Origin of the sequence: Marinobacter sp. SS8-8 (genome assembly GCF_030540945.1) — a bacterium.
In the GTDB taxonomy this organism is placed as follows: Bacteria; Pseudomonadota; Gammaproteobacteria; order Pseudomonadales; family Oleiphilaceae; genus Marinobacter.
On sequence record NZ_JASSVN010000001.1, the window covers coordinates 122108 to 136321 of the forward strand.

9 protein-coding genes are annotated in these 14214 nt (G+C 57.1%); all 9 read right to left on the reverse strand.

From position 1 onward, the window contains the following. Positions 1 to 146: 146 nt before the first annotated feature. Positions 147 to 2753, reverse strand: coding sequence for a TRAP transporter permease (locus tag QPL96_RS00520; protein ID WP_303284881.1), 2607 nt, complete (start codon positions 2751 to 2753; stop codon positions 147 to 149). 76 nt (positions 2754 to 2829) lie between these two features. Continuing rightward, positions 2830 to 3813 carry a TAXI family TRAP transporter solute-binding subunit gene (locus QPL96_RS00525; protein ID WP_303284882.1) on the reverse strand — a complete coding sequence of 328 codons (984 nt, stop codon included), beginning with the start codon at positions 3811 to 3813 and terminating at the stop codon, positions 2830 to 2832. Between the two features lie 188 nt (positions 3814 to 4001). Next, positions 4002 to 6386, reverse strand: a complete 2385-nt coding sequence (locus QPL96_RS00530) for an RND family transporter (protein ID WP_303284883.1) — start codon at positions 6384 to 6386, stop codon at positions 4002 to 4004. 45 nt (positions 6387 to 6431) lie between these two features. Continuing rightward, positions 6432 to 7580 carry a YCF48-related protein gene (locus QPL96_RS00535; protein ID WP_303284884.1) on the reverse strand — a complete coding sequence of 383 codons (1149 nt, stop codon included), beginning with the start codon at positions 7578 to 7580 and terminating at the stop codon, positions 6432 to 6434. Between the two features lie 148 nt (positions 7581 to 7728). Then, the gene (locus QPL96_RS00540) at positions 7729 to 9117 is read right to left on the reverse strand and encodes a DUF1329 domain-containing protein (protein WP_303284885.1); all 1389 of its coding nucleotides are present in this window, start codon (positions 9115 to 9117) and stop codon (positions 7729 to 7731) included. 183 nt (positions 9118 to 9300) lie between these two features. Continuing rightward, complete coding sequence (pepN, locus tag QPL96_RS00545; protein WP_303284886.1) at positions 9301 to 11943, reverse strand: aminopeptidase N; 2643 nt, start codon at positions 11941 to 11943, stop codon at positions 9301 to 9303. 83 nt (positions 11944 to 12026) lie between these two features. Beyond that, a complete protein-coding gene (locus QPL96_RS00550) occupies positions 12027 to 12866 on the reverse strand; it encodes a DUF2797 domain-containing protein (protein WP_303284887.1) in 840 nt (279 codons plus the stop codon). Then, positions 12863 to 13153, reverse strand: a complete 291-nt coding sequence (locus QPL96_RS00555; RefSeq protein WP_303284888.1) for a YeaC family protein — start codon at positions 13151 to 13153, stop codon at positions 12863 to 12865. The genes QPL96_RS00550 and QPL96_RS00555 overlap by 4 nt, the downstream gene beginning before the upstream one ends. Before the next feature lie 164 nt (positions 13154 to 13317). Next, positions 13318 to 14181, reverse strand: a complete 864-nt coding sequence (locus QPL96_RS00560) for a rhomboid family intramembrane serine protease (RefSeq protein ID WP_303284889.1) — start codon at positions 14179 to 14181, stop codon at positions 13318 to 13320. Positions 14182 to 14214 lie beyond the last annotated feature (33 nt).

Below are 14214 nucleotides of genomic sequence, written 5' to 3' on the forward strand. Positions count from 1 at the left end.
TCCTGTTGGTTACTCAGCGGTGATCTATACCAGAGACCACATGTTGACGGCACTGCGCGACACAAACCGCGGGCCGATTCGGGGCGAAGTCTAACAGAAAAAAGCCCGACAGGTTAATGCCGGGCTTTTACGGACAGAAACATTCGTCAGGCTGACTCCACCGCCCCCTCTTCCCTGGCCCGCCGGCGCAACTGCCCGAAGGCAACCAGCCCGAGAAGCACCAGTGCCGGAATAAACATCAGCTCTTTCGGCGGGCGCTCCAGCGGAACCTGAAAGGCATTGATCGTCCAGTCGAAGTACAGGCCGGCATTTTCGGCCACACTGCCGTAGGATACAAAGTCCACAACCATCTGATCGCCGTCCCGGCGCAAACCAAGACCCGATTCCCGGAGCCGGGCTTCGGGAGTCTCGCCCGCAGGCAATGGCAGTTGCAGGAATGTCGACTTCTCATCGCCATCTATGGTCATGCCCGTGGCCTTGATGACAATATCCTCACCCGCCGGAACCGTCTCGATATACTCCATAATCTCGGTCCCCGAGCGACTCTCAACCGGAGGATAGACCCTATCCCACCAGAACCCGGGCCGGAAAAGAGTGAAGGTTATCAATAGCAGGAAAAGGGTTTCCCACCAGCGGGTGCGGGTGAACCAGAACCCCTGCGTTGCCGCGGAGAAAACCAGCATGGCCGTCACCGCACTGAATACGGTGACCAGAAGATCGAACCATCCGGTCAGCCCGATCAGCAGCAACTGGGTGTTGAAGATAAACATGAACGGCAGGATCGCGGTCCGGATATCGTAGGTGAACCCCTGAACACCCGTTCGAATCGGGTCAGCCCCGGAAATCGCAGCGGCGGCGTAAGCCGCAAGCCCTACCGGCGGCGTGTCGTCCGCCAGTATCCCGAAGTAGAACACGAACAGGTGCACAGCAATGAGCGGCACGATCAGCCCATTCTGGGCCCCCAGTGTCACAATAACCGGCGCCATCAGGGTCGATACCACAATGTAATTGGCGGTGGTCGGCAGCCCCATGCCCAGGATAAGACTGATCACAGCCGTAAAAACCAGCATAAGCATCAGGTTGCCGCCCGAGATAAACTCGACAAACTGGGCCATCACCAGGCCAATGCCCGTGAGCGTGACCGTGCCAACAACGATACCCGCTGATGCCGTCGCCACACCAATGCCAACCATGTTCCTGGCGCCGGTTGCCAGTGAATTCACGACATCCACAACGCCCTGTCTGATCGCCCCTCCGATGGCTCCCCGTTTGCGGAACAGGTTCTTGAGCGGTACCTGGGTAACCACTATGAAGATCATGAACATGGTCGCCCAGAATGCGGAAAGCTGCGGTGAGAAACGCTCCACCGTAAGGCACCAGATCAGGACCACAACAGGCAAGAGGTAGTAAAGACCGGTTTTCACCGTGCGCCCCAGTGGTGGCAGCTCGTCCATCGAATCGGCCGGATCATCTTCCTGCAAGTCCGGGAATCTGGCCGCATAACCCACCAATCCGATGTAGATGGCCAGCACAACGGGCCCCAGAACCCACACCGCTGCGGCACCGAATACCTCTTTGGTCCAGCCAATTCCGTAGTACACCGCCAGGGTCAGCACCGACAGGCCCAGGAGCATAAAGACCCAGGTCAGCAACCGTTGGGCAAGCGTCGGCTTGTTCGGCCGTTCCAGCCCCTGCATGTTCAGTTTGCAGGCCTCAAGGTGGACAATATAGATCAGGGCAATATAGGAAATCATTGCGGGAAGGATCGCGTGTTTCATCACCTCCAGGTAGGAAATGCCCACATACTCCACCATCAGGAACGCTGCTGCCCCCATTACTGGCGGCGTCAGTTGGCCATTGGTGGACGCCGCCACTTCTACGGCACCGGCTTTTGTGGCTGGAAATCCGACCCGCTTCATCAGCGGAATTGTAAAGGTGCCAGTGGTAACCACATTGGCAATGGAGGAGCCGGAGATGATTCCGCTCAAGCCACTGGACACCACCGCCGCCTTCGCCGGACCACCCTTCATGTGGCCCAGCGAGGCATAGGCAACCTTGATGAAATAGTTACCCGCTCCGGCTCTCTCCAGCAAGGCCCCAAAAAGCACGAACAAGAACACGAAGCTCGTGGAGACACCCAGGGCAACACCGAACACACCCTCGGTACCCAACCACTGATGCGACGCGAGCTTTTCCAGGCTGGCGCCTCCATGGGAAATCACATCCGGCATGTAGGGGCCCGCGAGCGAATAGAAAATGAACACGGCAGCCACAATCGTGAGCGGCAGGCCAAGGGCACGGCGGGTCGCCTCAAGCAGAAGCACCAGGCCGAGCATTGCGATGATCAGATCCTGCAGGATTGGCGCACCCGGCCGAGCCGACAGCTCCTTATAGAAGATGTACAGGTACGCCGACGAGAACGCAGCAAGGAGCGCGAGAATCCAGTCATAAAAGGGCACTGCGTTAGAGGTACCGTGCCGCCCCTTGACCATGGGGAAGGCAGCAAACGCCAGGAAAGACGCAAACGCCAGGTGGATCGAACGTGCCTCTGTTGAGTTAAACACCCCTACTTCAAACAGGTAGGGCAGTGGCGAAGCAATCCACAACTGAAACAGCGACCAGACCACAGGAATAACAAACAGAAGCACCGCAGCATATCCGGTGCCGGCACGCCCGCCGGTTTCTGTTTGCAGGAACTGATCTACGGCTGAGGTATCTGCGGAATCCCCGGAGCCAGGATCTTTGCCGGTCATAGGTATGTCCTGTGAAGGAGGGGAAGGAAACAACAATCGGGGTGGCACAGGCCACACCCGATTGTCCGGCCAATCGTTATTTGATCAGACCCGCTTCCTTGTAGTACTTCAGGGCACCCGGATGCAGCGGCGCGCTCAGGGCATCAGATACCATTTCTGACTTCTCCAGGTTGGCAAATACCGGATGCCGGCGTTTGAAACTGTCAAAGTTTTCAAACACTGCCTTGACCACTTCGTAAACCACCTTCTCGGACACATCGGTAGAGGACACAAAGGTTGCTGCTACCCCGAAGGTGGCCACATCCTCGTCGGTTCCGCGGTACATGCCACCGGGAATGATGGCTTTACGATAGTACGGGTTCTCGTCGATCAGCTTTTGGGTGGCGGTATTATCCACTTCAACGATGACGCTGTCGCAGGAAGTGGTCGCTTCCTTGATGGCGCCGGAGGGATGCCCGACCGTGTAGAAGAAAGCATCAATGTTGCCATCACACAGCGCCTGGGACTGCTCCGCCGCTTTCAGCTCAGCCGCCAGAGAAAACTTGTCCATGGTCCAGCCCATCTCATCCATCAGCACTTCAGCCGTTGCACGCTGGCCGGAACCGGGGTTGCCCACGGACACACGCTTGCCTTCAAGGTCTTCAAAAGTCCTGATGCCGGAGCCCTTGCTGGCAACAACGGTGAACGGTTCCGGGTGCAGGGAGAAAACCGCACGAAGCTTCTTGTTGGCGCCGCCGTCCTTAAACTGGCTGGTGCCATTGTAGGCATGGTACTGCCAGTCGGACTGGGCAACCGCCAGATCCAGCTCGCCCTGGCGAATGGCGTTCAGGTTGTAGACGGAACCGCCGGTGCTTTCGACGGAGCAGCGAATGCCATGCTCCTTGCGATCCATGTTCACCAGACGGCAGATGGCACCGCCGGCCGGGTAATAAACCCCAGTCACACCGCCGGTACCGATGGTCACGAACTGCTGCTCCTGTGCGGTCACGGGCGCTGAGGCCACACTCAGGCCAACAGCGGCAGCAACGGCAAACGCAGAGGCTTTGAGTTTCAGTGTCATGTGAATTCTTCTTTTTTCTGGTCGTTATCATCAATTGCCCGCCTTTTGCTGCGAGCGAACACTCTCATCATCCTAGAACATAGACCACTTCAGGCCAGAAATAAAGTGTGGACTGGCTCGCTAACCGATTGATCAGACAGCAAAAAGTCCGCATTTCGGGCTTTTTGCTGTTCACGTCGCTGCAAATCTTATTTCGCCGCGCGCGCCTTTGCAAGCATCTGATCCGGCCGCAACAGGAACCGGGCAAGCGCCGGCAGCAGCCAGATGGCGCCAACCATGTTCCACAGGAACATGAAGAACAGGAGAAAGCCCATGTCCGCCTGGAACTTGATCGGTGAGAATATCCAGGTCACCACACCGAGGCCCAGGGTCACACCGGTGAACATAACCGCCTTGCCGGTAGAGCGCAGTGTCTCGTAATAGGCCTCCTGAAGGGGCTTGCCCTCAAGAAGATACTTCTCGAGCTTGCTGTATATATAGATGCCGTAGTCGACACCAATACCCACCCCCAGGGCAATAACCGGCAACGTCGCTACCTTGATGCCAATACCGGACACCGCCATGATCGCCTCACCAAGGACAGACGTCAGGCCAAGCGGTATCACAATGCAGAGCACCGCGCGAATTGAACGGAATGTGACGAAGCACAGTAAGCTCACCACGCCGTAAACCAGCAACAGCATCTTGTCCTTGGCGCTGGAAATCACCTCGTTGGTCGCCGCCTCAACGCCTGAGTTACCCGCTGCCAACAGGAACCTGTGCTCCTCGGTACTGTTGGCGCTGGCGAACTCCTCAACACGCTCAACAACCGTTTCCAGCGTTTCCGCCTTGTGATCCTCAAGGAACACAAGCACGGGTGTCAGGCTGCAGTCGGTATTGATCAGCCCGGCCGGTGCCTCGCGAATGGAGGCGTTGATGATGGTCTGGTTGCGGGAAATCTCGTACCACTTCCAGTTACCCTCATTCAGCGCCTTGGTCACCATTTTGGACACGTCCGCCAGCGAAACGGAAGACTGTACACCCGGTGTATTCTGCAATTCCCATTGCAGGGCGTCCATGGCACGCAGCACATTGTACTGGGTACACTGCTCTTTCGGCGTCTTTACCATTACCACAAGCACATCGGCACTGGTGGAGTAGTTGTCGATGATGTAGGCGTTGTCCTTGTTGTATCTGGAATCCGCACGCAGCTCGGGGGCACCCCGGTCCAGATCGCCAATCTTGAGGTTTTGTTTGTAGTAAAGGCCAAGCCCAAGGCCAATCACGGCGATCAGCAGGGAGATGGGCGCCACGCCCGGATGCGCAAAGTAGGACATGACGCGCCACTTCCGGTCCTGCTTTTCCCCATGGTTCTGCACATGGCGAATACCGCTCTGGGAAATCCCGATGTAAGACATGATCAGAACATGCAGCACCAGATTGGTCAGGATAACGAAGGCAACGCCAATACCCGCTGCCACCGCCAGATCCCGGATTACGTCTATTTCAATGAAGATGAGTGTGAGGAAGCCGAACGCATCGGAAATCAGCGCCAACATACCCGGGATATAAAGGGCGCGAAAGGCAAGGCGGGCAGCGGTTACCGAGTCAAAGCCCTTGGCCGCCTCGACCGCCATGGCGTTAACAATCTGGACGCCATGACTGATACCAATCGCAAACACCAGGAACGGCACCAGAACCGAATACGGATCCAGGCCATACCCCATCAACCGCAGGGTTCCCAACTGCAGAAAAACCGCAATGATCGAGGTAAAGACGGGAACCAGGGTTCCGGCAATCGAACGGGAATACCAGAACAGCAGCAGTGTGGTCAGCACGATGGTGATGCCGGCAAACCAGGCGATGGAGCCAATCCCTTCAATCAGATCGCCAACCTTTTTTGCAAAACCGACAATATGAATCTTAATGTTCGGATTCTGGGCCTCGTACTTTTCACGGATCTTTTCTTCCAACTGACGGGAGAATTCACCATAGTCCAGAGCCTCACCGGTCTCCGGATTTTTTTCATACAACGGCGCGTATACAATCGTTGACCGGAAGTTATCGGAAATCAGGCGCCCGACTTCATTGGAGCGCAGAACGTTCTGACGCAACCGTTCAAGACTGTCCCTTGAACCATCGTAGTTATCCGGAATGACGGTTCCGCCCTGGAAACCCTGCTCGGTCACTTCCACCCAGCGGACGTTCGAGGTCCACAGGGATTTAAGACCCGAGCGGTCCACGCCATCCAGATAGAAAACCTCGTCCGTGATCTGCTTCAGGGTTTCCATGTACTCCTGGGTAAAGATATCGCCTTCTTTTGCCTCTACGGCGATACGGACGAAGTTACCGAGATTTTCGAGGTCGTCCCGATGTTCCAGCATGTTAACGATGTACGGATGTTCCAGCGGGATCATACGCTCGAAACTGGCATCAGGCTGGATCTTGATGGCGTTGTAACCTAGAAACAGCGTCAACACGGCAAAGGCAATCAGGATGAGTGCCCGGTTGTTGAAAATCAGTCGCTCCAGGAAAGGTTCTGCCTTGGGCGTCGTCAGGTAGTGTTCGCCCTTGTCATGCTTAGGGTTGGACATTCAAAGCCCCTCTATTATTCGTTCGGTTGTTGCCACATCAGGGCGTTATTGAAGGTTCTTTCCGCGGGCGTCTGTTATTTTTACGCCACCCTCGCCGACAAGCAGCAGATCTGTCCCTGAAATGGGTACCACACTCATGACACCATCCCGATCACTACGGAAATTCTCCCGGAAGGTTTCTGCTCCGTCGGTACTGAGAAGCACCGCGCCACCGTTGCCCACCAGGGTAATCCGGCCGTCTTCTGCAACAGCGCCGTTGTTGAGAGTTGCGCCCGCCGAATTGGGAATCATGCGCCAGCTCTTGCCAAGATCGGTTGAGAACAACATGTTGCCTCTCAGGCCAAACGCCAGGATTTCGTTCACCTGGCCGGTACCAATCACCCCAAACAGGGAGCCTTCGTAAGGAGACTCGCGGCGCTGGAACGTCTCGCCACCGTCCACCGAGACATGGATCTGCCCAGCCTCACCAACCACTACCAAAGCACCGCCGGTGACCCGGGTAATACCATTTAGGTGAAAATTCTGCCGGTTTTCGATCCGGGGCGCCCAGTCCACCCAGGTTTCACCGCCATCGGTTGTTCGCAGGAACATTCCGTAGGCGCCCACAACGAAACCGTGACTATCGTTCTCGAACCAGACATCCAGCAACGGGTTTACCGGCCCGACATCCAGATCGGCCCGCAGGTTTTCCAGGGCAAAGTAGAGGTCATCAAGCGCCCACTCCAGGTCACTTTTCTCAGATTCGGGAGCCTCTTCAATGCGCTTCTCTATCGCAGCAATCTGATCTTCCCTGCTCTCGATGGCCATCTCCGCTGCCCTGATACCGTCAAGCTGAAGGCTCCAGGTGGCACCGGCATCCTCGGTATGCAGGACCACACCACTGTGCCCTACAGCCCAGCCATGAGTTTCTGAACCAAAATCGATTCCGGTCAGGGTGACCGAGACGGGAACTTCACCCTGAACCCATGTCTTCCCCTCATCATCCGAATAAATGATATGGCCCCGCTCTCCCACAGCCACGATGCGATCTCCGGTCCGGGTCGCATCGTTCAGAAGATTCTCCGGAGCCAGATCGGTTGGCCGGGCCGGGGTTTCGATGACATCTGCAAGCGCAAACGCCGCAGGGGCGGACCACGCCATGGCAAGCCCGAGACAGGCCACTCCCATCGTCTTGCACATCAACCTATTAGCCATTCAGATTGCCTATTGTGTTGTATTGAACTGTATCTCTGACCGGCCAAGCCGGGAATAACAGTGAACATACCGGCTACCTCACGGTAGCCGGTATGCCGGGTCGCCATTTCCTATGGGCGGGGGGACGCATCCCTTGATCAACCAAGCCTTATCGAACGCTCCTGCGCCGCAGGGACGCAGGAGAGAAGTAACGCTTGTTCGGAACGTCGTTGGTAAACACCCGGGTATTGGCCTCTTCGGTATCAAGGCCAAGCACGTGGTAACGCCGGGACTGAAGATCATGATAGACGTCCAGCACTGTCCAGACACCCGGCAATTCATAATAATTTTTCAGCAGACCCATGGTCACCCGCCAAAGTTCACCACGGCCGTCGTACTGGTCCAGCAGAACGGTGTTCCAGCTGTCCTCATCAATATAGAAGCGGCGCTTGCCGTAGATGTGGCGCTCGCCCTCTTTCAGCGTGGCTTCCACCACATGGACCCGGTGCAACTCCCAGCGGGTAAGGTCGGGGTTCAGATGGGATATCCCGAGGATCTCCTCGTAAGGCGTACCCTTTTCGCCGATCCGGTAATTGTTGTAAGGAATATAGATTTCCCGCTTGCCCTCGTAACTCCAGTTGTAGCGGTCCAGGGCGCCGTTGAAAATATCAGTATCATCGGCGGTGCGGAGGTTGTCCGCAGCCGCGATCGGCGAATCATATCCGAGGTTTGGTGCCCGGCGCACGCGGCGCTGGCCGGCATTGTAACCCCATCCGTTCCGCGGAGTGACAATCTGGTTCAGAGTCTCGTGGACGAGAATGGCACCGCCGGCAAGGCGGGGGGGAGACTGGGTAAACGACAGGTAGTAAAAAATCACGTTATCGAGATCTTCTTCACCACCTTCGGGGTTATAGAAGTTGAAAAACGCTTCCTGTTGCGACGTAACCAGAGTGTAGTCACCATTGGTCTGGACAGCCACCTCACTGGAGCGACGGGTAATCGACACGCCGCGCCAACGGGTCAGGTGGTTCCAGATTGCCTGCCAGGCTTTCTGCTCGTTATCGCCATGCAGTATGGGAAAGGGATAGCCCCCGAACGCGCCGTCGAGGCCCTCACCCTGGCCGACGATTTCCGCATTCACGGCGTTCTTGCGCGTGTTCTCTGCCACCCAGTCGGGAACCGCATGGGTCCGGCGTGACTGGTATACCGGCACACGGAAGGTGGTTGGATAGGTTTCCAGCAGAGCCTTCACGCCATCCGTCAGATAGTCGCCGTACTGATCCATATTGGCAGGCGTGATGGTGAAAAGGACTTCGTCGTCGGGAAACGGGTTGATGTGATGCTGACCGCTGCCTTCATAACCGGCAGGGGGCTCTGTCAGCCCACCGGTCCAGGGCGGTATGGTACCGGCACTGTTACCGGCCTTGGGTGAGCCAAAGGGGGTCAGGTCCTGGCCGAGACGGGCCGCTTCACTGGAGGGGACAGCTGCCAATGCGGTCGATGATGCCACAGAGAAAGCCAGCAGACCGCCGAGAATCGCATTTTTTTTGTATGTCATTGTGAAACCTTGAGTGCGTCTGGAAGCCTCTGCAGAGGCTTTTTTATTGCCGTCTGCGGGGAATGCAGACTTTCGACCAGATTAATGGATCACGCCTTAAAGTCTATAGACCGAAAGTGCGATTTTGTATCCGGCTGTGACAAAGCTCCCACTCACAGCCAGCTGTCTGATCCACCTCCGGGATCAGCCGGCAAGGCTCTTGTGCACCACCTCATAGACATCCCGGGACAAGCCGTCTTTGTCGCGAATGCGTTCCAGCGCGGACTTCATCTGCCCGCTGTAGGCCGGCGCAAACTTTTGCCACCGGGTCAGCGGCGCTACCAGGCGCGCCGCGATCTGCGGATTGCTGTCATCCAGCCGGCGCACCTGATCCGCCAGGAAGTCATAACCGGAGCCATCCGGATTGTGGAAAGCCGCCAGGTTCTGCCCGGCGAATGCACCCACCACTGAGCGAATCTTGTTGGGATTCTTCCAGTCAAAGGCCGGATGCTCCAGCAACTTCCTGATATCCGGCAACTGCCCGGCCCGGTCGCTGGCCGCCTGTACGGAGAACCATTGCTCAACAACCTGCGGATCGTCCCGGAAGCTGTTGTAGAATTCGTCCAGGGCCTGACGCCGGTCATCCCCGTAGTCGGAGTTGACCAGCGCCCGCAGGGCACCCATCCGGTCTGTCATATTGTCGGCCTCATTCAGCTGGCTCACCGCCAGAGTGCGGCCTTTGTCATCATTGATCACCAGCAACCAGGCGAGCGCGGTATTACGCAGGCTGCGCCGGGCAATGGCCTCCGGAGTTATTTCATAGACACCGGTTTCGAGATTACGCTGGTAACACGCCAGTAGCTCGCTCCTCAGGGCCTGGGCCAGGCATTTGAGCACTGCTTCGCGGGCCTGGTGGATCGCGGCAACATCGGCGTTTTCCGCCAACTCGATCAGATACGCCTCAGACGGTAGCTGAAGCATTTTTGCAACCAGCGCCTGATCAAGACCGGTATCGGAAACCAGTTTCCGATAGGCCTCAATCAGCCTTGGCTCCACCTCCGCGTTGCCCCCGGCACCGACCAGGGACTGAATAACATCCACCGCCAGTCTCTGGCCGGCATCCCAGCGGTTGAATCCGTCCGGATCGTGACTCATCAGGAACAGCAACTGTTCACGGGTCCACGGATAGCGAACCCGGACTGGCGCCGAGAAGTGCCGCAGCAGAGAGGGCACCGGTTTCGCCTCAACGCCGTGGAACTCAAAGGTATGGACGGCCTCGGTAAGCTCAAGCACGCGCTCTGTGGGTGCCTCAGACACACCTGCCTCCAACTGCAAGGGCAGTGGCTGACCATCCTGCCCCAGAAGCCCCAAAGAAAACGGAATGTGCTGGGGTTTTTTATTGGTCTGGCCCGGAGTATCCGGAATGTTCTGCTCAATCGTCAGTCGGTAAATGCCCGGGCCGGCGTCGAATTCATCGGAAACGGTCAGCACCGGCGTTCCCGCCTGCTCGTACCACAACCGGAACTGGCTCAGATCGCGACCTGAAGCATCCTCCATGGCTTTCACGAAATCGTCGGTGGTGACCGCCTGGCCGTCATGGCGCTCAAAGTACAGGTCGCTTCCCTTGCGAAACCTGTCCGGTCCCAGCAGGGTGTGGATCATGCGCACCACTTCCTCCCCTTTCTCGTATATGGTCAGGGTGTAGAAGTTGGTAATTTCCATATAGGAAGCTGGCCGAACCGGATGCGCCATCGGGCCGCTGTCTTCGGCAAACTGGGCGGTGCGCAACAGGGTGACATCGTCAATCCGCTTGACGGTGGGCGAGCCCATATCTGCTGAAAACTGGGAATCCCGGAATACGGTGAAGCCTTCTTTCAGGCTCAGTTGGAACCAGTCACGGCAGGTGACCCGGTTCCCGGACCAGTTGTGGAAGTATTCGTGGGCGACGATGGCCTCGATGCGCTGGAACGCCATGTCCGTTGCCGTTTCCTGGCTGGCCAGCACGCACGAGGAGTTGAAGATATTGAGGCCCTTGTTTTCCATGGCGCCCATGTTGAAGTCGTCCACCGCCACGATCATGAAAATATCCAGATCGTATTCCCGACCGTAGACCTCTTCATCCCAGCGCATGGACCGCTTCAGGGAATCCATGGCATGATCACATTTTTCGGCGTTCCGGGGCTCCACATACATGCGCAGGTCAATGTCACGACCGGAGCAGGTGGTAAAGCTGTCACGCTTTTCCACAAGGTCCCCGGCTACCAGGGCAAAAAGATAACAGGGTTTGGGGAACGGATCTTCCCAGGTCACGAAATGGCGCCCGCGCTCCAGCTCGCCCCTCTCGACATCGTTACCATTGGACAACAGGATCGGGTACGCGTCCTTGCTGGCCTCAATGCGGGTACGGAAGCGTGCCATAACGTCGGGACGGTCCGGGAAGTAGGTAATACAGCGGAATCCCTCGGCCTCGCACTGGGTACAGAACATGCCAGAGGATTTGTAGAGACCTTCAAGCCGGGTGTTATTCTGGGGTTCGATCCAGGTCACGATAGTCAGACAAAACTGGTCCGGTACTGACCGGATGACCAGCTGATCGCCCCGGTCCTCATAATCACTCGCCGCCAGTTTGGCACCATCCAGGGCAACGGACTCCAGCTTCAGGCTGTCACCGTCAAGCTCCAGGGGGGCCGATGCCTCGGCGGACTCGGGATTCCGACGAAGTTCAAGCGTGCTGTGTACCCGGGCACCATCCTCAAAAAGCTCGAAGGTCAGTTCCACGGTATCGACCAGATACGCGGGCACCTTGTAATCGCTCAGGTAAATGGTTTGTGGCTGGCTGGTACGCATTGGATTTCTCCAGAATTCGCTGCCTGCACAGGCCGAAAATCAGGGCCCAGAGGCATAAACAGATTGGCCGGGTGGAGAGCGGTTCAGCTCTCCGCGACCCGGAAACGGACTTCATAACCGGTGAACTTCCTGATGTTAATCACACCGGTATCAAGAATAAGATACTGCCCCTTGATGCCTTCAAGGACGCCTTCAACTTCCGGCGTTTTGTCGAGGTTATGGGTTTTGATCTTCTCTGGCCAGGCCTCAACGGGATAACGGAGGGCGAGCCCCTGCTCATCCACCTCACGGATAGACTCCTGGCAGTGAGTTTCTCTCAACGCTTTAAGATCCCCGGCAATCAGCCCCAGAATTCTCCGGCGCTCTTCGGCCAGATCCAGCTCCGGTACGTCGCCTTTGAGCATCGCCCGCCAGTTGGTTCGGTCGGCAACGTGGGCCTTGCAGGCAACTTCCACCAACCCGGCGATGTATCGGGTCGCAACCCGCACCATGGGAATGGCATCTACCGCGCCCTGGTCAATCCAGCGGGTGGGCACCTGGGAGGCCCGGGTGATACCCACTTTGAGACCGGATGAGTTCGCGAGGTAAACCACGTGCCCAACCATACAATGGGTCTCACCCCACTCCGGCTCACGACAGGTTCCCAGATGATAATGGCACTTTTCCGGACTCATGATACAACTGTCACAGACTGCAAGCTTGCGAAAACAGGGGTAGCAGAATCCCTGGTTAAAACTCTTTTTAGTGGTTCGGTCACAGTGGATACAACGAATGATACCGTCGAAATCAAACCGCAACGGCCTGCCAATGAGCTCGTTCAGGGGGATACGGGTATCGCCGACGGCAATGGTGTAGGCCACCGGATCTGCCGCCACGGCCGGCATTTTCCGGAGCCGACCGGTTACATCCATGGTTTTGCTCAAGACTTGACCTCAACAAACTGGTCCGGATCTGCGTCGCTGTTACTCTGATTACGCTGTACGGAAGGATCGCAGGCGGTTCCCGCCTTGCTGCCTCTGTCGAGGTAACCCACACGCTCCTCTTCGGGAATGCTGTGCAGGTTCTCGTAATAGATGACTGCCTCCAGGCTGATTTCCCGCTGCTCGGGAGTCAGCCTGCGGCCGTCGGGCCATTTTCCGAGCTCAATGGACTGCCGGAGGCTCCGGTACACACTGGGATCCAGTCGATCAATCAGTTCTTCGTAAGTCATCCCGCTCTCCTGAAAAAACGTTCATAAAAAAGTGGCGGAATCGTTTGACAGACCCAAACGATAATGATTATCATTGCCCTACCAAATGACGACGGTCGTATCATTTGGTCTCTCTCATCAGGAGCTTACAGCTCTTTTCATGCCCCGCCTTTGGCGGGGCTTTTTTATGCTCCACGCCTGGCTCTTACGGGCAAAATCACCGCAAGGGCCAACCCCGCGACAAACCCTCCCAGATGAGCTTCATTTGCCATACGCCCGAGACCGAGCATTTCAGGAAGCGCGGTAAAACCGATCACCATCCACACCACGGCAAAGGTTACCAATGCCGGCGGAAACTGAAACCTTGGCGCAGACCGCTGGCTCAGCCAGCAATAACCCAGAATACCGTAGACAACACCGGACAATCCGCCAAAAAGGGGCCCGGAAACAACGTACTGCAACCCGTTGGAGACCAGGCTGGTCACCAGGAAAAGGGTGATTAGCCGCCCCCGCCCGTCAAACCATTCAATCTGACTGCCCAGGAACCAGAGTATCACCGAATTGAAAATTATGTGGGTCCAGCTGAAGTGCAGAAAATCCGGAGTCAGCAGGCGCCACACCTGGCCACTGGCCAGAGTCGCCAACAAGGCATCAATACGGCCGGCCATGGTGCTCCAGTCATAATCACGCGGGTCAATCATCGTCAGTGTGGCAGCGAGCTCATTCTGTCCCATGGCCGTGAGCCAGGCCATAATCACTGCAAAGCCGATGATACCCAGAACCAATGGCGCATGGCGAGGCGAAGGCTGCCAGCGCCCGCCAACAAAAACCGGCGACCGGCTCTGACGATCAACGGCATCCCGGAGCTCCGGTTCCGCCATGAAGCGCTCAAGGGCGGCAAGCACCGGCTCAGCGTGGGCCGGATCCTCCAGCCAGATCACCTGAAAACCGCCCTCCTCGGTAATCCGGTGAGTAACACCCTGCCCGCTCAGCCAGCGGCTGAAACCGGCCAGATTCACCGTGGTATCCACCTGTTTTACTCGGTACACCGCTTACTCTGCCTCCGGAAATGGTTGGGCCCT

What these genes read in the sequence shown, in the direction of transcription:
- QPL96_RS00520 (WP_303284881.1), bottom strand. Translation starts at nt 2,753, where the DNA reads ATGACCGGCAAAGATCCTGGCTCCGGGGATTCCGCAGATACCTCAGCC.
- QPL96_RS00525 (WP_303284882.1), bottom strand. Translation starts at nt 3,813, where the DNA reads ATGACACTGAAACTCAAAGCCTCTGCGTTTGCCGTTGCTGCCGCTGTT.
- QPL96_RS00530 (WP_303284883.1), bottom strand. Translation starts at nt 6,386, where the DNA reads ATGTCCAACCCTAAGCATGACAAGGGCGAACACTACCTGACGACGCCC.
- QPL96_RS00535 (WP_303284884.1), bottom strand. Translation starts at nt 7,580, where the DNA reads ATGGCTAATAGGTTGATGTGCAAGACGATGGGAGTGGCCTGTCTCGGG.
- QPL96_RS00540 (WP_303284885.1), bottom strand. Translation starts at nt 9,117, where the DNA reads ATGACATACAAAAAAAATGCGATTCTCGGCGGTCTGCTGGCTTTCTCT.
- pepN (WP_303284886.1), bottom strand. Translation starts at nt 11,943, where the DNA reads ATGCGTACCAGCCAGCCACAAACCATTTACCTGAGCGATTACAAGGTG.
- QPL96_RS00555 (WP_303284888.1), bottom strand. Translation starts at nt 13,153, where the DNA reads ATGACTTACGAAGAACTGATTGATCGACTGGATCCCAGTGTGTACCGG.